Origin of the sequence: Streptococcus sp. F0442, assembly GCF_000314795.2 — a bacterium.
Lineage (GTDB): Bacteria > Bacillota > Bacilli > Lactobacillales > Streptococcaceae > Streptococcus.
In genome coordinates, this window is the sequence record NZ_KB373314.1 from 170,275 (window position 1) to 188,491 (window position 18,217).

At 41.4% G+C, this 18,217-nt stretch carries 18 protein-coding genes and 3 tRNA genes; 14 read left to right on the forward strand and 7 right to left on the reverse strand.

Annotation, left to right across the window (positions count from 1 at the left end):
- Positions 1–170: 170 nt before the first annotated feature.
- From parC to HMPREF9186_RS00990, 7 genes are all read left to right on the forward strand, one after another.
- Complete coding sequence (gene parC, locus HMPREF9186_RS00960) at positions 171–2,624, forward strand: DNA topoisomerase IV subunit A (RefSeq protein WP_037613846.1); 2,454 nt, start codon at positions 171–173, stop codon at positions 2,622–2,624.
- 165 nt (positions 2,625–2,789) lie between these two features.
- Positions 2,790–3,815, forward strand: coding sequence for a branched-chain amino acid aminotransferase (locus HMPREF9186_RS00965; protein WP_332251623.1), 1,026 nt, complete (start codon positions 2,790–2,792; stop codon positions 3,813–3,815).
- Between the two features lie 162 nt (positions 3,816–3,977).
- Positions 3,978–4,208: a DUF2969 domain-containing protein gene (locus tag HMPREF9186_RS00970; RefSeq protein ID WP_009730965.1), complete on the forward strand. Its 231-nt coding sequence runs from the start codon at positions 3,978–3,980 to the stop codon at positions 4,206–4,208.
- Between the two features lie 52 nt (positions 4,209–4,260).
- Positions 4,261–4,341: transfer RNA gene (locus HMPREF9186_RS00975), tRNA-Tyr, on the forward strand.
- A 9-nt stretch (positions 4,342–4,350) separates the two neighbouring features.
- Positions 4,351–4,422 (forward strand) — tRNA-Gln (locus HMPREF9186_RS00980).
- Positions 4,423–4,589: 167 nt separating this feature from the next.
- On the forward strand, positions 4,590–5,789 hold the full coding sequence (gene rpsA, locus HMPREF9186_RS00985) for a 30S ribosomal protein S1 (RefSeq protein WP_009730966.1): 1,200 nt from the start codon (positions 4,590–4,592) through the stop codon (positions 5,787–5,789).
- A 76-nt stretch (positions 5,790–5,865) separates the two neighbouring features.
- Positions 5,866–5,937: transfer RNA gene (locus HMPREF9186_RS00990), tRNA-Arg, on the forward strand.
- 89 nt (positions 5,938–6,026) lie between these two features.
- On the opposite strand, the gene HMPREF9186_RS00995 is transcribed toward HMPREF9186_RS00990, so the two are convergent.
- Positions 6,027–7,013, reverse strand: coding sequence for an L-lactate dehydrogenase (locus HMPREF9186_RS00995; RefSeq protein ID WP_009730967.1), 987 nt, complete (start codon positions 7,011–7,013; stop codon positions 6,027–6,029).
- A 198-nt stretch (positions 7,014–7,211) separates the two neighbouring features.
- On the opposite strand from HMPREF9186_RS00995, the gene gyrA reads away from it, so the two are divergent.
- The 4 genes from gyrA to radC all read left to right on the forward strand — a co-directional run bounded on the left by gyrA (position 7,212) and on the right by radC (position 11,623).
- On the forward strand, positions 7,212–9,668 hold the full coding sequence (gene gyrA, locus HMPREF9186_RS01000; RefSeq protein WP_009730968.1) for a DNA gyrase subunit A: 2,457 nt from the start codon (positions 7,212–7,214) through the stop codon (positions 9,666–9,668).
- Between the two features lie 13 nt (positions 9,669–9,681).
- Positions 9,682–10,425 (forward strand): class A sortase, encoded by a 744-nt coding sequence (locus tag HMPREF9186_RS01005; protein ID WP_009730969.1) that lies wholly within the window; start codon positions 9,682–9,684, stop codon positions 10,423–10,425.
- A gap of 181 nt (positions 10,426–10,606) precedes the next feature.
- A complete protein-coding gene (locus tag HMPREF9186_RS01010) occupies positions 10,607–10,885 on the forward strand; it encodes a hypothetical protein (protein ID WP_009730970.1) in 279 nt (92 codons plus the stop codon).
- Positions 10,886–10,939: 54 nt separating this feature from the next.
- Positions 10,940–11,623, forward strand: coding sequence for a RadC family protein (gene radC / locus HMPREF9186_RS01015; protein ID WP_009730971.1), 684 nt, complete (start codon positions 10,940–10,942; stop codon positions 11,621–11,623).
- A 57-nt stretch (positions 11,624–11,680) separates the two neighbouring features.
- Here the strand turns inward: radC and HMPREF9186_RS01020 are convergent, their stop codons facing one another.
- The 6 genes from HMPREF9186_RS01020 to HMPREF9186_RS01045 all read right to left on the reverse strand — a co-directional run bounded on the left by HMPREF9186_RS01020 (position 11,681) and on the right by HMPREF9186_RS01045 (position 15,741).
- The gene (locus HMPREF9186_RS01020) at positions 11,681–12,328 is read right to left on the reverse strand and encodes a redox-sensing transcriptional repressor Rex (RefSeq protein ID WP_009730972.1); all 648 of its coding nucleotides are present in this window, start codon (positions 12,326–12,328) and stop codon (positions 11,681–11,683) included.
- 130 nt (positions 12,329–12,458) lie between these two features.
- On the reverse strand, positions 12,459–12,674 hold the full coding sequence (locus tag HMPREF9186_RS01025) for a DUF4649 family protein (RefSeq protein ID WP_009730973.1): 216 nt from the start codon (positions 12,672–12,674) through the stop codon (positions 12,459–12,461).
- Position 12,675: 1 nt separating this feature from the next.
- On the reverse strand, positions 12,676–13,023 hold the full coding sequence (locus HMPREF9186_RS01030; protein WP_009730974.1) for a DUF1831 domain-containing protein: 348 nt from the start codon (positions 13,021–13,023) through the stop codon (positions 12,676–12,678).
- Between the two features lie 9 nt (positions 13,024–13,032).
- A complete protein-coding gene (locus HMPREF9186_RS01035; RefSeq protein WP_009730975.1) occupies positions 13,033–14,145 on the reverse strand; it encodes a cysteine desulfurase family protein in 1,113 nt (370 codons plus the stop codon).
- A 9-nt stretch (positions 14,146–14,154) separates the two neighbouring features.
- Positions 14,155–15,111, reverse strand: coding sequence for a ribose-phosphate diphosphokinase (locus tag HMPREF9186_RS01040; protein WP_003007186.1), 957 nt, complete (start codon positions 15,109–15,111; stop codon positions 14,155–14,157).
- A 72-nt stretch (positions 15,112–15,183) separates the two neighbouring features.
- Positions 15,184–15,741: a CYTH domain-containing protein gene (locus HMPREF9186_RS01045; protein ID WP_009730976.1), complete on the reverse strand. Its 558-nt coding sequence runs from the start codon at positions 15,739–15,741 to the stop codon at positions 15,184–15,186.
- Between the two features lie 95 nt (positions 15,742–15,836).
- Here HMPREF9186_RS01045 and HMPREF9186_RS01050 point away from each other — a divergent pair, with 95 nt between their 5' ends.
- The 3 genes from HMPREF9186_RS01050 to HMPREF9186_RS01060 are packed head-to-tail and all read left to right on the forward strand — an operon-like array spanning position 15,837 to position 18,200.
- Positions 15,837–16,508 carry a GTP pyrophosphokinase gene (locus HMPREF9186_RS01050; protein ID WP_009730977.1) on the forward strand — a complete coding sequence of 224 codons (672 nt, stop codon included), beginning with the start codon at positions 15,837–15,839 and terminating at the stop codon, positions 16,506–16,508.
- Complete coding sequence (locus tag HMPREF9186_RS01055; RefSeq protein ID WP_332251624.1) at positions 16,492–17,310, forward strand: NAD kinase; 819 nt, start codon at positions 16,492–16,494, stop codon at positions 17,308–17,310. Before HMPREF9186_RS01050 ends, HMPREF9186_RS01055 begins: the two co-directional genes overlap by 17 nt.
- On the forward strand, positions 17,307–18,200 hold the full coding sequence (locus HMPREF9186_RS01060; RefSeq protein WP_009730979.1) for an RluA family pseudouridine synthase: 894 nt from the start codon (positions 17,307–17,309) through the stop codon (positions 18,198–18,200). The genes HMPREF9186_RS01055 and HMPREF9186_RS01060 overlap by 4 nt, the downstream gene beginning before the upstream one ends.
- Positions 18,201–18,217: the final 17 nt, after the last annotated feature.

Here is an 18,217-nt window from a genome sequence, read left to right on the forward strand (position 1 = left end):
GGTTACTTGTAGTAACTGAATTCCTTTTTCTAAAAAATCTACTCAACATTCTTTGAAAGGAGTTGAACACGCCCTAAATACTGTGTGAAAAAGATAAATTCTCTTGTGAGCATGGCTCACTGCAAGAATTTCCTATTTTCACTTTGTATTTTACGGGCTTTGTATCCTATATGAGTAATATCCAAAATATGTCCTTAGAGGACATCATGGGAGAGCGCTTTGGTCGCTACTCCAAATACATTATTCAAGAACGGGCTCTTCCTGATATTCGGGATGGCTTAAAACCTGTTCAACGGCGGATCCTTTATTCTATGAATAAGGATGGCAATACCCATGACAAGGGCTACCGCAAGTCGGCCAAGTCTGTCGGAAATATCATGGGGAATTTTCACCCTCACGGGGACAGTTCTATCTATGATGCCATGGTCCGCATGTCTCAAGACTGGAAGAATCGTGAGATTCTTGTTGAGATGCACGGTAACAATGGTTCTATGGACGGTGATCCACCGGCAGCCATGCGTTATACGGAAGCCCGTCTATCTGAAATTGCTGGTTATCTCCTTCAAGATATCGAAAAGAACACAGTGCCATTTGCCTGGAACTTTGACGATACAGAAAAAGAGCCAACTGTTTTGCCTGCAGCCTTTCCAAACCTTTTAGTCAATGGGGCGACTGGTATTTCTGCTGGTTATGCGACGGATATTCCGCCCCATAACCTTGCTGAAGTCATCGATGCGGTGGTCTACATGATCGACCATCCTTCTGCTAAGGTAGATAAGCTCATGGAGTTTCTACCTGGACCTGATTTCCCGACAGGTGCCATTATCCAAGGTCGCGATGAGATCAAGAAAGCCTATGAAACTGGTAAGGGACGGGTGGTTGTCCGCTCTAAGACAGAGATCGAGCAACTCAAAGGCGGTAAGCAACAAATCGTCGTCACTGAGATTCCTTATGAGATCAACAAGGCCGTCTTGGTCAAGAAGATCGACGATGTTCGTGTCAATAACAAGGTGGCCGGTATTGCAGAAGTTCGGGATGAGTCTGACCGGGATGGTCTTCGCATTGCCATTGAGTTGAAGAAAGATGCCAATGCAGATCTAATCTTGAACTACTTGTTCAAGTACACAGATTTACAGGTCAACTACAACTTCAATATGGTGGCAATTGACAACTATACCCCTCGTCAAGTGGGGATTCTACCGATTTTATCAAGCTACATTGCTCACCGTCGAGATATTATTGTCGCTCGCTCGCGCTTTGACAAGGAAAAGGCTGAACGACGTCTTCACATTGTAGAGGGACTGATCCGTGTCATTTCCATCCTTGATGAAGTCATCGCCTTAATCCGTGCTTCTGAAAACAAGGGAGATGCTAAGGAAAACCTTAAGATCAGCTATGATTTCACAGAAGAGCAAGCAGAAGCCATTGTCACCTTGCAATTGTACCGTTTGACCAATACAGATATCGTCACCTTGGAAGAAGAGCATGCTAACCTCAAGGAGCAAATCGCGACCTTGGCCGCTATCATTGGGGATGAACGGACCATGTTCAATCTCATGAAGAAGGAATTGCGTGAAGTCAAGAAGCTCTTTGGCAATCCGCGTCGTAGTGAGCTACAAGATACTGCTAAAACAATTGAGATTGATACAGCCAGCCTCATTGTCGAAGAAGAAACCTTCGTGAGCGTGACCCGTGCTGGTTATATCAAACGAACCTCTCCTCGTTCTTTCAATGCATCTACGGTTGAAGAAGTCGGTAAGCGTGACGACGATGAATTGATTTTCGTAGAGCCTGCTAAGACTACCCAGCATCTCTTGCTCTTTACCAACTTGGGAAATGCCATTTATCGACCTGTTCATGAATTGGCAGATACCAAGTGGAAGGACATCGGCGAGCACCTCAGTCAAACCTTGACCAATTTTGATCAGGAAGAAGAAATACTTTTTGCAGAGATTGTGGATCAGTTTGAGGGCGTGACCTACTTTGCAGCAACTCAACAAGGGCAAATCAAGCGTTTTGAACGTAAGGAATTGAGCCCATGGCGGACTTATCGTTCTAAATCAACTAAGTATGCTAAGCTAAAAGACCAAGACGACCGTATCGTAGCAGTAGCGCCAGTTGTCCTCGAGGACATCATGATCATTACTAAGAATGGTTATGGTCTCCGATTCAATATTGAAGAGGTTCCGGTTGTAGGTGCCAAGGCAGCAGGTGTCAAAGCCATTAACCTGAAAGACGGGGATAAAGTTGCAGCTGTCTTTAAGTCTACAACACCAAGTATGTACATTCTGACACAGCGAGGCAGTCTCAAACGGATGTCCCAAGATGATATTCCAGTGACCAGCCGTGCAAAACGTGGTCTTCAAGTCTTACGTGAACTGAAGTCTAAGCCACATCGTGTCTTCATGGCAGGACCAGTCTATACAGATCAGGGAGATTTTGATCTCTTTACGAGCCAGGAAGAAGTGGGAGAGCAGGATCAAATCCTTCAGATTACCTCCACAACAGGTCAGGTGACAGAGGTTGATCTGACTCAATTAAGTCTTTCAGAAAGAACAAGTAATGGATCCTTCATAAATGACACCATTTCGGATCATGAAGTTTTTTCTGCCACCATCAAATAAAAGAAAGTGTCGGTCTGTTACAAGACTGACTTTCTTTAAAAATAAATTTTCTGAAAATTGAAAATATCACTTGAAATTCTCATGAAATGGTGTACAATAGTCTACATAGATTGAGAAATTGAATGGACCTGAACCAGGTCGAATAGAAAGAATTTAAGGAGTACGATCATGACAGTATCACTTGATTGGGAAAACCTTGGCTTTTCATATATGAAATTACCCTTTCGCTATTTAGCTCATTACCGCAATGGAGCATGGGAAAAAGGCGGATTAACTGAAGATGCGACTTTGCATTTGTCAGAGTCGTCTCCTAGCTTGCATTACGGTCAGCAAGCCTTTGAAGGGTTGAAAGCCTACCGTACAAAAGATGGAAGCATCCAATTGTTCCGTCCAGATGAAAATGCCAAACGTTTGCAACGGACATCCGATCGTTTGCTGATGCCACAAGTTCCAACGGACATGTTTGTCGATGCTTGTAAGGCAGTTGTGAAAGCCAACGAAGATTACGTTCCACCGTATGGTACTGGAGGAACTCTTTACCTCCGTCCGCTATTAATTGGGGTTGGAGATATCATTGGAGTCAAGCCTGCTGATGAGTATATCTTTACCATCTTTGCTATGCCAGTTGGAAACTACTTTAAAGGTGGTTTGGTGCCGACTAATTTTTTGATTCAAGATGAATATGACCGTGCTGCTCCTCATGGTACAGGTGCAGCCAAGGTTGGAGGGAACTATGCAGCTAGCCTTCTACCTGGTAAATTAGCTAAATCTCGGAATTTTTCAGACGTAATTTATTTGGATCCAGCAACCCACACCAAGATTGAAGAAGTCGGATCGGCCAATTTCTTTGGAATCACAGCCAACCATGAATTTGTGACCCCATTGAGTCCTTCTATCCTACCATCGATTACCAAATATTCCTTGCTCTATCTAGCAGAGCACCGTCTTGGTATGACACCGATAGAAGGGGATGTTTATATCAATGAATTAGATCGCTTCGTTGAGGCAGGAGCTTGTGGTACCGCAGCTGTCATCTCCCCAATCGGTGGTGTCCAACATGGAGATGATTTCCATGTCTTCTATTCAGAAACAGAAGTAGGACCTGTCACACGGAAACTTTATGATGAATTGACAGGGATCCAATTCGGAGATGTTGAAGCGCCTGAAGGATGGATTATCAAAGTGGATTAACATTTAGGAATCTGCTACTAAGGTTCTCATTCAAGCTCATAAGGGTTCAAAATACCCTTGTGGGAGTGGGATTACGAAGGAATTCCTTTCTAACCCATTCCCTTTTTTCTTGCGTCATTATAAGAATTTTTGTAAAATAGAAAAAGTGAAAAGAGGTTTGAAATGAGTAAAAAAGATAAAAAAATTGAGATTCAAATCGTGGATAGCAAAGTGACAGTTGGTAAAGATACCTTCGATGGATTTACCTTGTCTATTGGAAAGAAAACGATTGGTGAAATTGCAGATATGGGAGAGCAGTTTGCCATTATCAAGAATGGAAATGTTGATTCCCTTTACAAAAAACTTGAAAAAGCCGTTGAAATTTTAATAGAAAATTATAATTTGAACAAATAAGGGCTTGCAATCATAATAAATCAATGGTATAATAGATCCTGTTGATTTATATGGAGAGATAGCGAAGAGGCTAAACGCGGCGGACTGTAAATCCGCTCCTTCGGGTTCGGGGGTTCGAATCCCTCTCTCTCCATTTCATTCTTGGGGTATAGCCAAGCGGTAAGGCAAGGGACTTTGACTCCCTCATGCGTTGGTTCGAATCCAGCTACCCCAGTTCTAGGTAATATCAGATAAGGTGGTAAAATATCTACTCAGGTATTTTATTTCTTTATATGAAGATGTCGTTGTAGATCATTTTGATTACGTTGCGAGTGCTTGCTTAGGAAAAATAATTATAAGTATGTCAAGTTTAGAAAACTTGATTGTTGGAGGATTTTTTAGATGAATGAATTTGAAGATTTGCTAAACAGTGTTAGCCAAGTTGAACCAGGTGACGTTGTTACTGCTGAAGTATTGACAGTTGACGCTAACCAAGCTAACGTTGCAATCTCTGGAACTGGTGTCGAAGGTGTTTTGACTCTTCGCGAATTGACAAACGATCGTGATGCTGACATCAACGACTTGGTAAAACCAGGTGAAACACTTGAATTGCTTGTTCTTCGTCAAGTAGTTGGTAAAGATACTGATACAGTAACTTACCTTGTATCTAAAAAACGTTTAGAAGCTCGCAAAGCATGGGACAAATTGGTCGGACGTGAAGAAGAAGTTGTGACTGTTAAAGGAACTCGCGCTGTTAAAGGTGGCCTTTCAGTTGAATTTGAAGGACTTCGTGGATTTATTCCAGCTTCAATGCTTGATACTCGTTTTGTACGTAACACTGAACGTTTCGTAGGTCAAGAATTTGATGCAAAAATCAAAGAAGTAGATCCAAAAGAAAACCGCTTTATCCTTTCTCGTCGTGAAGTTGTTGAAGCTGCATCAGCTGCTGCTCGCGCAGAAGTATTCGGTAAATTGAATGTTGGTGATGTTGTAACTGGTAAAGTTGCCCGTATCACTAGCTTCGGTGCTTTCATCGACCTTGGTGGTGTTGATGGATTGGTTCACTTGACTGAATTGTCACATGAACGCAACGTTTCACCTAAATCAGTTGTTACTGTAGGTGAAGAAATCGAAGTGAAAGTTCTTGACTTGAACGAAGAAGAAGGTCGTGTATCACTTTCATTGAAAGCTACAACACCTGGACCATGGGATGGTGTAGAACAAAAATTAGCTGCTGGTGATGTCATCGAAGGTACTGTTAAACGTTTGACTGACTTCGGTGCATTCGTTGAAGTATTGCCAGGTATTGATGGACTTGTTCACATCTCACAAATTTCACACAAACGTGTTGAAAATCCAAAAGATGTTCTTAAAGTTGGACAAGAAGTAACTGTTAAAGTTCTTGAAGTAAATGCTGCTGATGAACGTGTATCACTTTCTATCAAAGCTCTTGAAGAACGTCCAGCTCAAGAAGAAGGCGAAAAACAAGAAAAACGTCAACAACGTCCACGTCGTCCAAAACAAGAAAAACGTGATTTTGATCTTCCAGAAACTCAAACTGGATTCTCAATGGCTGACTTGTTTGGTGATATCGAATTATAATATTTTTAAAGCTTACCTTTTGGTAAGCTTTTTTTACTTGTAATATACTTAAAAATTTGATATACTATAACAGTTGCCACCCTTAGTGTAATGGATATCACGTAAGATTCCGGTTCTTGAGATGGGGGTTCGATTCCCTCAGGGTGGAAAGAAAAAAAGGTTGAGTTTCTCAACCTTTTTTGTTTTTCCAGAGTAAAAAAAGACTCTCTATCATTAGAGAGTCTTATCACTGATTGATTAGTTTTTAGATGCTTCTTGGAATTCAGGGTTTTTCCATGCTTCATCAATGATGGCTTGTAATTCTTTTGCAGAAGCGTGCATTTTTTGAAGTTCAGCATCATTCAATGGGATATTTACTGGACGTACGATACCGTGTCCACCCACAACAGCTGGTTGACCGATAAAGACATCGCTGATACCATATTGGCCTTCTTGGAATACTGAAAGTGGAAGCACTGCATTTTCATCATCAAGGATTGCTTTAGTGATACGAGCAAGGGCAACTGCGATACCGTAGTATGTAGCACCTTTTTTGTTGATGATAGTGTAAGCAGCATCACGAACACCTTCGAACAATTCTATCAATTCAGTTTCTTGAACGTTTTGAGTGTCTTTAAGGAATTCTTCAAGGTTTACACCGGCGATGTTAGCGTGTGACCATACGGCGAATTCTGAGTCTCCGTGTTCACCCATGATGTAGGCGTGCACTGAACGAGCATCGACATCCAATTTTTCAGCAAGAGCTTGACGGAAACGAGCTGAGTCAAGTGAAGTACCTGAACCAATAACGCGTTCTTTAGGGAATCCAGAGAATTTCCATGTAGAGTATGTCAAAACGTCAACTGGGTTAGCAGCGACAAGGAAGATACCGTTAAATCCTGATTCAACAACTTGTGTTACGATTGATTTGTTAATGGCAAGGTTTTTACCAACAAGATCAAGACGAGTTTCACCTGGTTTTTGAGGAGCACCTGCAGTAATTACAACAAGATCAGCGTCTGCACAGTCAGCGTACTCAGCCGCATAGATCTTCTTAGGTGAAGTAAAGGCAAGGGCGTGGCTAAGGTCAAGCGCATCTCCAACAGCTTTTTCGTGCAATTGAGGAATTTCAATAATTCCAAGCTCTTGTGCAATTCCTTGGTTGACAAGTGCAAATGCGTAAGATGAACCTACAGCACCGTCACCGACAAGGATAACTTTTTTGTGTTGTTTAGTCAAAGTCATGAGTCTAAACGTCTCCTTCTTATTTTTTTGAGATAGATTCTCATACGATTTCATTCTACCACTTTTGCCAGTCTTTGTCATCTGATATAGTGGCAATCCTTTATGTAAACGTTTTTACTCTTGTGTTCGTTAGAAGAAAAAAAGGCTAAAATGTGTTATAATAGTATGGTGAATTAAGTAAAGAGAGGCATTTTTTGAATGCAGGATAATAATCTAATTGATGTTAATTTAACATCAGAAATGAAGACGAGTTTTATTGATTATGCCATGAGCGTAATCGTGGCTCGTGCGCTCCCTGATGTTCGTGATGGCCTGAAACCCGTTCACCGTCGTATTTTATACGGAATGAATGAATTGGGTGTCACTCCTGACAAACCACATAAAAAATCAGCCCGTATTACAGGGGATGTTATGGGTAAATACCACCCACACGGAGATTCCTCTATTTATGAAGCCATGGTTCGGATGGCGCAATGGTGGAGCTATCGCTATATGCTAGTGGACGGACATGGGAACTTTGGTTCTATGGACGGAGATGGGGCCGCTGCACAACGGTATACAGAAGCCCGTATGAGCAAGATCGCACTTGAGATGTTGCGGGATATCAATAAGAATACAGTTGATTTTGCAGATAACTATGATGCCAGTGAACGGGAGCCCTTGGTGCTACCAGCACGCTTCCCTAACCTTCTTGTAAATGGAGCTACAGGGATTGCTGTAGGGATGGCTACTAATATTCCTCCTCATAATCTCGGTGAAACGATAGATGCCGTCAAATTGATGATGGATAATCCTGAAGTGACCACTCGTGAACTCATGGAAGTGCTGCCTGGTCCAGATTTTCCAACTGGAGCCTTGGTCATGGGAAGATCAGGTATTCATAAGGCCTATGAAACAGGGAAAGGCTCAATTGTTCTTCGCTCTCGTACAGAAATCGAGGAAACAAAGAGTGGCCGTGAACGCATTGTCGTAACGGAATTTCCTTATATGGTGAATAAGACCAAGGTCCACGAACATATCGTGCGCTTGGTGCAAGAAAAACGAATCGAAGGGATTACCGCTGTACGAGATGAGTCTAACCGCGAAGGGGTTCGATTTGTCATTGAGGTACGTCGAGATGCCTCTGCCAGTGTTATTTTGAACAATCTTTTCAAGATGACGCAAATGCAGACCAACTTTGGTTTCAATATGTTGGCCATCCAAAATGGTGTTCCAAAAATTCTTTCTCTTCGCCAGATTTTGAGTTCTTATATTGAGCACCAAAAAGAAGTAGTGACTCGTCGGACCATCTTTGATAAAGAGAAGGCGGAAGCTCGTGCGCATATCTTGGAAGGTCTCTTAATCGCTCTTGATCACATCGATGAAGTTATCCGGATTATCCGCAATAGTCAGACTGACGCGGAAGCCCAAGCTGAATTGATGTCTAAATTCAAACTCTCTGAACGCCAAAGCCAGGCTATTTTGGATATGCGTCTTCGTCGTTTGACTGGTTTGGAACGCGACAAGATCCAAAGCGAATACGATGATTTGGTTGCCTTGATTGCTGATTTGACGGATATTTTAGCAAAACCAGAGCGTGTGGCTGCAATCATCAAGGAAGAATTGGAAGAAGTCAAACGCAAGTTTGGTGATCCTCGTCGCACAGAATTGATGGTTGGAGAAGTTCTTTCTCTTGAAGATGAGGACTTGATTGAAGAAACAGACGTCTTGATTACCCTGTCCAACAAAGGGTACATTAAACGCTTGGATCAAGCTGAATTTACTGCTCAAAAACGTGGTGGTCGTGGGGTTCAAGGTACAGGAGTCAAGGATGATGACTTTGTTCGTGAATTAGTTTCTACAAGCACCCATGATCACTTGCTCTTCTTTACTAATAAAGGGCGTGTCTATCGTCTAAAAGGCTATGAGATTCCCGAATATGGTCGAACAGCCAAGGGTCTACCGATTGTTAACCTGTTGAAATTGGACGATGGAGAGTCCATACAAACCATTATCAATGTTGAGCAAGACCGAAGTGATGAAGCCTATCTCTTCTTTACGACTCGACAAGGTTTGGTGAAACGGACCAATGTAGCAGAATTTTCTAATATCCGTCAAAATGGGTTGAAAGCCTTGAACCTACGAGACGAGGATGAATTGATCAACGTCTTCCTTACAGACGGAAATACAGACGTTATTATTGGTACCAAGTATGGTTATTCTGTCCGCTTTAACGAATCTGTTGTACGTAATATGGGACGCTCTGCCACAGGGGTACGTGGGGTTAATCTCCGCGAAGGTGACAAGGTTGTTGGTGCAAGTGTCGTCACCGATCAGGATGAAGTATTGATTATTACCGAAAAAGGTTATGGAAAACGCACCATAGCGAGCGAATACCCAACTAAAGGCCGTGGCGGTAAAGGAATCAAGACAGCCAATATTACAGAGAAAAATGGTGCATTAGCTGGTCTTTTAACTGTTAAAGGAGATGAAGACCTGATGATCATTACTGATACTGGGGTCATGATCCGGACGGGTGTAGCCAACATTTCTCAGACAGGTCGTTCCACTCAGGGAGTGAAAGTGATGCGACTTGATCAGGATGCTAAAATTGTGACCTTTACAACGGTGCAACCTGATGAAAAGGATGAAGAAGTAGTGGAAGAAAACGAATAGATAAGGGGACAGCATGTCACGCAAAAGAAAAAAGAAAAAGAGTTTACGTAATACTCTTATCAATATCGTTGCAACACTCTTGATTATTCTCTCACTTCTCTTGATTTTCAATGCTCCGATCCGAAATATGATCATGGTATGGCATACCAACCAATACCAGGTTAGCAAGGTCGACAAAAAGACCATTGATAAGAATAAAGAAGTGAAGACGAGCTTTGATTTCCAAGATGTTGAGTCGCTCTCAACGGAAGCTGTTATCAATGCCCAATGGCAGGCTCAACAGCTTCCTGTAATCGGGGGGATTTCGATTCCTGAATTGAATATGAACCTTCCAATTTTTAAAGGACTGGAAAATGTCGCGCTCTACTATGGAGCGGGTACCATGAAGGAAACTCAAGTCATGGGACAAGGGAATTACTCTCTCGCTAGTCACCACGTATTTGGCTTAACTGGAGCAAATGCCATGTTGTTTTCACCGTTAGAGAAAGCCAAAGCTGGTATGAAGATCTACATCACAGATAAAGAAAAAATCTATACCTATGTGATTTCCTCTGTGGAGACAGTGACACCAGACCGTGTCGATGTCATTCAAGACCGTGAAGGTGTTAATGAAATTACACTGGTGACCTGTGAGGATGCGGCAGCAACTTATCGTACGATTGTAAAAGGAAATTTGGAAACTTCTGTTGACTACGACAAAGCTCCAAAAGAGATCCTGGATTCATTTAGCAAGTCCTATAATCAAATGCAACTATAAAAAAATAAAGCCCAAGGCAGTAATGCCTGGGCTTTATGTATATGGCTAGAACTTTGTGAAGGAAGAAGCATTCTTGTAAAATTGTAAGAGATTGGTAATATAATGTAAGGAAGTTGTCATAATATAGAGGGATTTACAGTATATAATAGGATTAGAAAGAGTATGATAAGGAGGTAGAGTAGTGACGAAAGAGCGAATTTATCATCTCTTGCATCATTTCTACAATCTCTTAGTAAATGATTTTCCGCGAAACGGATTAATTACGAAAGGCATCTACGAAGTAGAGCAAGTCTACCAAGCACTAGAGGCGATTCCTCAGAGTCAGGAGTACTTGATTCGATGTGAAATTCAACAATTTTTGAAGGAGTTAGAACAAGTTCAAACGGGTTACCAGATTCGTTTCAATAAGGATGAAGTCTTAGTGTTAGACAATTTGAAACAAGAAATCGCTTGTAAATAATGAAAAGTCGTCATTTTCTCATTTTATTACGAATTAATAGGTGAGGAGGAAATTATGTACGACATTTCATTTATTGAACCATCTTTACTTCCCAGAGAACGTTTGATTTCTGAAGGTGTGGAGAAGTTGAGTCATCAGGAATTGCTATCTATTCTCTTACGGACTGGCAATAAACAACAGAGTGTTTACGAGATTGCACAAGGTCTTTTAAGTTCAGTCACTAGTTTAAAGGAATTGGGGCAATTGACTTTGGAAGAACTCCAAGAAATCTCTGGAATTGGTCGTGTTAAGGCCATCGAACTTCAGGCTGTTTTTGAGTTTGGTCGGAGGATTCATAAAGATGAATTAATGAGTTCTGAACAAATCATGAGCAGTCAAAAACTGGCCCATAAAATTCAACAGGAAATCGGCCATAAGAAGCAGGAGCACCTGGTTGCCCTCTATCTGAATACACAGAATGAAATTATTCATCAACAGACCATTTTTATTGGAACGGTAAATCGGAGTATTGCAGAACCACGAGAAATCCTACATTATGCACTGAAACACATGGCAACCTCCATTATCTTAGCGCATAACCATCCGTCTGGTGCTGTATTTCCCAGCAAGAATGATGATGAAGTAACGCATCGCGTTCTAGAGGCCTGTGAGTTGATGGGCTTAACCTTATTGGATCACTTAATTGTATCCGAAGATGACTATTATAGTTATCGAGAAGAGACGGATTATTTAGTTTAAAAAGGGTTGGAACTAGCTGTTCCAACCCTTTAGTTGTTATTGTTTTAATGCTGATCTTTATTCTTCATTTTTACGCATGAAATAAAGAAGTGTCTGTAATTCACTAGTAAGGTCGACATATTGAACGACGACGTCTTTAGGAACTGTCAAATGTACTGGTGAAAAGCTTAGAATGCCTTTGATACCAGCTTCTACCAAGAGGTTTGCAACTTCTTGAGCCTTGACACTTGGAACCGTTAGGATAGCTGTTTTAATCCCTTCTTGTTTGAGTTTTTCTTTAATGGTTGAAATACCAAAAATAGGAATACCATCTTTACTCTTAGTATTAATCAATTCATGATCATCTAAATCAAATGCCATGACAATTTTCATTTTATTGCGCTCATGGAAACGATAGTTGAGGAGGGCACTCCCCATATTTCCGATCCCAATGATAGCAACATTGGTAATCGCATTGTCATTCAAAAGATCTGCAAAGAAGTTCATTAGTTTTTTTACGTCGTAACCAAATCCCCGTCTTCCCAATTCCCCGAAATAGGAAAAATCTCGGCGAACGGTAGCAGAGTCAATCCCTATCGCATCAGCAATTTGTTTGGAATTGGCGCGCTCAATTTTTTCAGAATTAAACCGTTTAAAAATCCGGTAGTAGAGCGATAAGCGTCTTGCTGTTGCACGTGGAATTGGAGTATTTTTATCATGTTTCACAATATCACAACCTTTCCCTCTTATTGTATAGAAAGATTGTGAAAAAATCAACTATCTACAATGATTTTTCAAAAATATTTTTATGGAAAGAAAAAAGCTGATGGCGGTGGAGAGGTCCATCAGCATCAGCTTAGTTTTCAGCTTGTTCTATCTTTTTCAAAAAAGCGTAAAGTCCATCGACACGTCCAGTATAGGGGAGGGAATCTCCCTTGTATGTAATCGATACGATCTTATAATTGTCTGGTAAGGTTACACAGCCCGAAAAAGCTAGAATGCAGGCTGCAAGGTTGGAGTAGGTAATGGTCCGTTCCACTTGATAAGCATCGATATAAGTTAGGGTTACCATATTAGGCCTCAGTTTTGTTAAAAATTTCTCTCTCTACGAGACTATCCATTAAGAAATAGAATTTTTGTTGAATGATATCATTCTCTGGATTTTTAAAGATATTAACCAGGCGAAGTCCAGACTTGTCTGTAATATTGATTTTAAATCCAGTCAGATCTTTGTTGAAGATGATTTTTAACAAGAAACCTTCCCCGCTGTTTGGAACAGCTTCAAGCAAACGATTTAACTCGTAATTACCAACTTTTGTGACTGCAAAGGTATTGTCACGAAGGGTATATTTCTTAACGTTGGGATGTAGACTATAGGTATATTTGCAGTCTTTCAATGAGACACTTGTTTCAAATGCCATATAATTCTCCTATGATAAAATTTCTTTTAGTTTTGAGAGGAAGTGTTGAACCTCCTCTAAAGTATTGAGTTCTGAAAAACTAATTCGAAGGGATTCTTTTAAGCGTGAACTATCTTTTCCGTAAAGGGCCTCAAGAACATGGCTGGGTTGCACGGTACCAGCAGTACAAGCAGAACCAGTGGATACGGAAATACCAGCTAAATCCAGTCTCATCAGTAAGACATCATTTTGCACCCCTGGAAAACCAAGGTTCCATACGAAGGGAAGATGATGATCACTCGCATTTAAGTAGTAGTTGTAATCAGCTAACCCATTGAGCAATTCCTGACCTAGTTTTTGAACCTGGTGGAAATTTTCTTCTTGATGAAGGGTAGCTTCTTGGAGAGCTGTCGCCATTCCAGCAACGGAAATAAGATTTTCGGTACTAGCTCTCATCTTGCTTTCTTGATCCCCACCATGTAAGAGGTTGTCAAAATCAGGGATAGAAGCATAAAGAAAGCCAACTCCCTTGGGACCATGGAATTTATGAGCAGAAGCACTGAGAAAATCGATTCCAAACTCTTCAGGATAGACAGGAAGCTTTCCGATTGCTTGGACAGCATCGACATGAAAGGCAGCTGGATGATCTTCTAACAGTTCTCCAATTTGCTTAATTGGCAAGAGATCCCCAGTTTCGTTATTGGCAAACATGGTAGAGACGAGAATGGTATCTGGTCTAAGTGCTGCTTTGATATCACTTGCTTGAATACGCCCTTCTCTTGGTTGAACGATCGTGACTTCAAATCCGAAACGATCCACAAGGTATTCAATGGGTTCTAAAACAGCATGGTGTTCCAAAGCGGTCGTAATGATGTGTTTGCCATCTGCCTGGTGTTTCAAGCAATAGCCTTTAATAACAGTATTATTACTTTCTGATCCCCCAGAAGTAAAGAAAATACGATTTGGAAGGGTATGGAGAGACTGAGCAATTTGCTCACGAGACTCTCGGAGGAGCTTACTAGCCATTCGTCCATGAGCATGAAGACTGGATGGATTTCCAAATGTGGAAGCCATCGTTTCCGTCATCTTGGAGATAACTTCTGGAAGCAGGGGGGTTGTTGCGGCATTATCAAAATATATCACATTCAGACCTTATTTCTTATGGTAGGCAAATAGAGGACTAACAGGTTTTCTTTCTTGAATGCGAACAATAGCTTCAGCGATTAGTTCGCTAGCTGTCAGATAGTTAATGTTTTTAGGAGTTGGTCCATTTGGAGCAACAGAATCCGTTACCAAGATTTCCTTGATTGGAGCTTGGTCTAGTAGTTCAACAGCGCCTTTTACAAATAAGCCATGGCTTGAAACAGCATAAATCTCAGTAGCGCCTTCGCGTTCAACGATTTTCGCAGCTTCTGAGAAAGTTTTCCCAGTATTGAGGATATCGTCAATCAAGATGGCTTTTTTATCTTTGACATCTCCGATGATATAGCCATAATCACGATTAGCATCATCTTGTTCATAATCAATAATCGCGATTGGAGCATCAAGATATTCAGCCAAACTACGAGCACGTTTAACTCCAGAGTTTTTAGGACTCACGACTACGACATCTGGACCTGTCAGGCCTTTGTTAATGTAGTGCTCTGCAAAGAGTGGAATGGTAAAGAGGTTATCCACGGCAATATCAAAGAAACCTTGAACTTGCACTGCATGGAGATCTAGTGTTACGACGCGATCTACCCCAGCTTTGACCAACATGTTTGCAACGAGTTTAGCTGTAATTGGTTCGCGAGGAGCGGCAGTTCGGTCTTGACGAGCATAACCAAAATAAGGCATGACCACATTGACAGTATTCGCACTAGCCCGCTGGCAAGCATCGACCATGATTAACAGTTCCATCAAGTGATTGTTGACAGGGAAACTGGTTGATTGGATGATATAAATATCATATCCACGAACACTCTCTTCAATATTGACTTGGATTTCCCCATCTGAGAACTGACGGGATGAAATTTTCCCAAGTGGAACCCCAGCATGATCCGCTATTTTTTGCGCAATCTCTGGGTTTGAATTGAGAGAGAAGAGTTTCATATTTTTTTTATCTGACATGTGATTCTAACCTCATTTAGATTTTTAATCTTAGCACTATTTTAGCAAAAATTTGCGATAATTTCAGCTATTTTACAATCTTTCCGCTAATCTAGCGATTTTATTTTTTGCAGCCTTGTAGACGATTCCATGGTCTGAAATGAACTGATGAAAATTTTCTTCCTGTTCAGCAGTTTCCACCTCAATTTCCAACTCATAGTCTTCAGTGTCTAGATATAGACTGTGGTCGAGTGCCACCAAGCCTGCAGCTGTTTCTTTTTCGAATCGTTCTGTTGTCAGGCTTCCCCAGACAGCAAGTTGTTCAACTGGGATTCCTTTTGACTCCAAGAGGTTTTTGATTTCTCCATCAGGAAACTCTTTATGCTGAAGGATGGCTTTGGTTTCTTCTTGACTTAGATTTTGATTGTATTCAAAATGGCCAACTGTTTCTGGGACTTTGAGAGTCAATTCCGCCTGATTGGTGAAGGTACGAACCCGTAAGGCCATTTTTTCTTGGCGGATGAGCTGGTCTGGTGTGTCGATATAGTGGTTGGTTTGGACAACCAATTCTGTATCTGTAAAAAGTGGAAGGAGGGATTGGTATTCGTCCTTGTCTAGCAAGGTTTTGTATTCAATTTCTAAATGATTCATTTTATAGTCCTTTGCTTTTTTTCGAAAGCGATTCATGATATAATAAGAGATGTGTTTATTGTATACAAAAATGGTTCAGATTACAAGGTGGTAGGATGGCAATTGATTGGGAAAACTTCTTAGACCCTTATATCCAAGCAGTTGGGGAATTAAAAATCAAACTGCGTGGGATTCGTAAACAATATCGTAAGCAACAAAAGCATTCTCCAATTGAGTTTGTCACTGGCCGTGTCAAACCGATCGAGAGCATCCGAGAAAAGATGATCCGGAGAAATATCTCTGAAGAAAATCTGGCACAGGATATGCAGGATATTGCAGGTCTTCGCATCATGGTCCAGTTCGTAGACGATGTCGAAGAGATCCTAGAAGTTTTGAGACAACGGCAGGACATGCACGTGGTCCAAGAGAGAGATTACATCCGCCACAAGAAATCAAGTGGTTACCGGAGTTACCACGTTGTGGTAGAGTATCCGGTCGATACCATTGATGGTAATGAGACAATCTTAGCAGAAATTCAAATTCGGACCTTGTCCATGAATTTTTGGGCAACGATTGAACACTCGCTCAATTATAAATATAAAGGAGACTTTCCAGACGAGATCAAAAAACGCTTAGAGACGACTGCAAACCTGGCCTATCTCTTGGATGAAGAGATGGGAGCGATTCGGGATGCGATTCAGGAGGCTCAAGCCCTGTTTGATCCACTTCATCGTAAGTTAAATGATGGCGTTGGAAATAGTGATGACACAGATGAAGACTACAGGTAAAAAAGTATCCATTATTCGCAATCGCAAGCGTCAAAGTGAAGAGGTTTTTCAGCAGTTGCGCTACAAGCTTCGAAAAAATAATTTTATTTTGACGGAAAAGCATCCGGATATTGTGATTTCCATTGGTGGAGATGGGATGTTGCTATCGGCTTTTCACAAGTATGAACACCAGTTGGATCGGGTTCGCTTTATTGGCGTCCATACTGGACACTTAGGATTCTATACGGATTACTTGGATAGTGAGATCGATAAGCTAGTTGAGAATTTAAAGTATGATACCGGGGCTAAAGTTTCCTACCCTATTTTGAATGTCAAGTTAACGTTTGACAATGGTGAAACCCGTACCATGAGAGCCTTGAACGAAGCAACGATCAAGAGAAGTGACCGGACCATGGTAGCGGATCTTACCATCAATGGAGTTGATTTTGAGCGCTTCAGAGGAGACGGGATTACTGTTTCGACTCCTACAGGAAGTACGGCTTATAATAAATCCTTGGGAGGAGCCGTTCTTCACCCAACCATTGAGGCACTGCAGATTGCGGAAATTGCCAGTCTCAACAACCGAGTTTACCGTACCTTGGGTTCTTCTGTTATTGTCCCTAAAAAGGATAAGATTGAGATTACACCGACGAGACCTGGCTTCCACATTATTTCTGTTGACAATTCAACTTATTCCTATCGCAATATAGCAAAGGTGGAGTACCAGATTGACAACCATAAGATCAATTTTGTGGCTAGTTCTAGTCATACCAGCTTCTGGAATCGGGTCAAGGATGCCTTTATCGGAGATGATCGGGAATGAGATTTGAATTCATTGTCGATGAGCATGTCAAGGTCAAGACTTTCTTGAAAAAGCACGAGGTTTCTAAGGGGCTCTTAGCCAAGATCAAGTTTCGTGGTGGCCAGATCCTTGTCAATGGTCGGCCAGAAAATGCTGTTTATTTGTTAGATATTGGCGATCACTTGATCATTGATATTCCAGCAGAAGAAGCTTTTGAAACCTTAAAACCCCTGGATCGTCCTTTGGATATTTTGTTTGAAGATGATCATTTTTTGGTCTTAAACAAACCCTTTGGCATCGCCTCGATTCCAAGTGCAATTCATTCCAATACCTTGGCAAACATTGTGAAGGGCTATTATGTAAAACAGGGATATGAGAATCAGCAGGTACATATTGTTACGCGCTTGGATAAGGATACGAGTGGCGTTATGCTCTTCGCCAAACACGGCTATGCTCATGCCCGTTTAGATAAGCAATTACAGGCCAAGACCATTCAGAAACGCTACTATGCCCTGATTAAGGGAGAAGGCCAGTTAGACCCTGTTGGTGATATCATTGCACCCATTGCACGGGATGAAGATTCGATTATTACTCGAAAGGTCGCTAAGGGTGGTAAATATGCCCATACTAGCTACCAAGTCGTTCAATCTTTTGGCAAGATTCATCTGGTAGATATCCAGTTGCACACAGGTCGGACCCATCAAATTCGGGTTCATTTTTCCCATATTGGTTTTCCACTGTTAGGGGATGATCTTTATGGTGGGAGTTTAGAAGATGGCATCGAGCGTCAGGCTCTCCATTGTCACCGTTTATCTTATTATCATCCATTTTTAGGGGAGGAGTTGGTCATAGAAAGTCCCCTGCCTCCCGATTTTCAAGCTGTATTAGAGCAGCTCAAAAAGAGTCATTAATTATTAGAAGGAGAAAC

Bases quoted from the DNA above. Each gene is read 5' to 3' on its own strand.
- rpsA (WP_009730966.1), top strand. From the start codon at position 4,590: ATGAATGAATTTGAAGATTTGCTAAACAGTGTTAGCCAAGTTGAACCA.
- HMPREF9186_RS01045 (WP_009730976.1), bottom strand. From the start codon at position 15,741: ATGAATCATTTAGAAATTGAATACAAAACCTTGCTAGACAAGGACGAA.
- HMPREF9186_RS01005 (WP_009730969.1), top strand. From the start codon at position 9,682: ATGTCACGCAAAAGAAAAAAGAAAAAGAGTTTACGTAATACTCTTATC.
- HMPREF9186_RS01025 (WP_009730973.1), bottom strand. From the start codon at position 12,674: ATGGTAACCCTAACTTATATCGATGCTTATCAAGTGGAACGGACCATT.
- HMPREF9186_RS00995 (WP_009730967.1), bottom strand. From the start codon at position 7,013: ATGACTTTGACTAAACAACACAAAAAAGTTATCCTTGTCGGTGACGGT.
- HMPREF9186_RS01060 (WP_009730979.1), top strand. From the start codon at position 17,307: ATGAGATTTGAATTCATTGTCGATGAGCATGTCAAGGTCAAGACTTTC.
- HMPREF9186_RS01030 (WP_009730974.1), bottom strand. From the start codon at position 13,023: ATGGCATTTGAAACAAGTGTCTCATTGAAAGACTGCAAATATACCTAT.
- HMPREF9186_RS01040 (WP_003007186.1), bottom strand. From the start codon at position 15,111: ATGTCAGATAAAAAAAATATGAAACTCTTCTCTCTCAATTCAAACCCA.
- radC (WP_009730971.1), top strand. From the start codon at position 10,940: ATGTACGACATTTCATTTATTGAACCATCTTTACTTCCCAGAGAACGT.
- HMPREF9186_RS01055 (WP_332251624.1), top strand. From the start codon at position 16,492: ATGAAGACTACAGGTAAAAAAGTATCCATTATTCGCAATCGCAAGCGT.
- HMPREF9186_RS01050 (WP_009730977.1), top strand. From the start codon at position 15,837: ATGGCAATTGATTGGGAAAACTTCTTAGACCCTTATATCCAAGCAGTT.
- gyrA (WP_009730968.1), top strand. From the start codon at position 7,212: ATGCAGGATAATAATCTAATTGATGTTAATTTAACATCAGAAATGAAG.
- parC (WP_037613846.1), top strand. From the start codon at position 171: ATGAGTAATATCCAAAATATGTCCTTAGAGGACATCATGGGAGAGCGC.
- HMPREF9186_RS00970 (WP_009730965.1), top strand. From the start codon at position 3,978: ATGAGTAAAAAAGATAAAAAAATTGAGATTCAAATCGTGGATAGCAAA.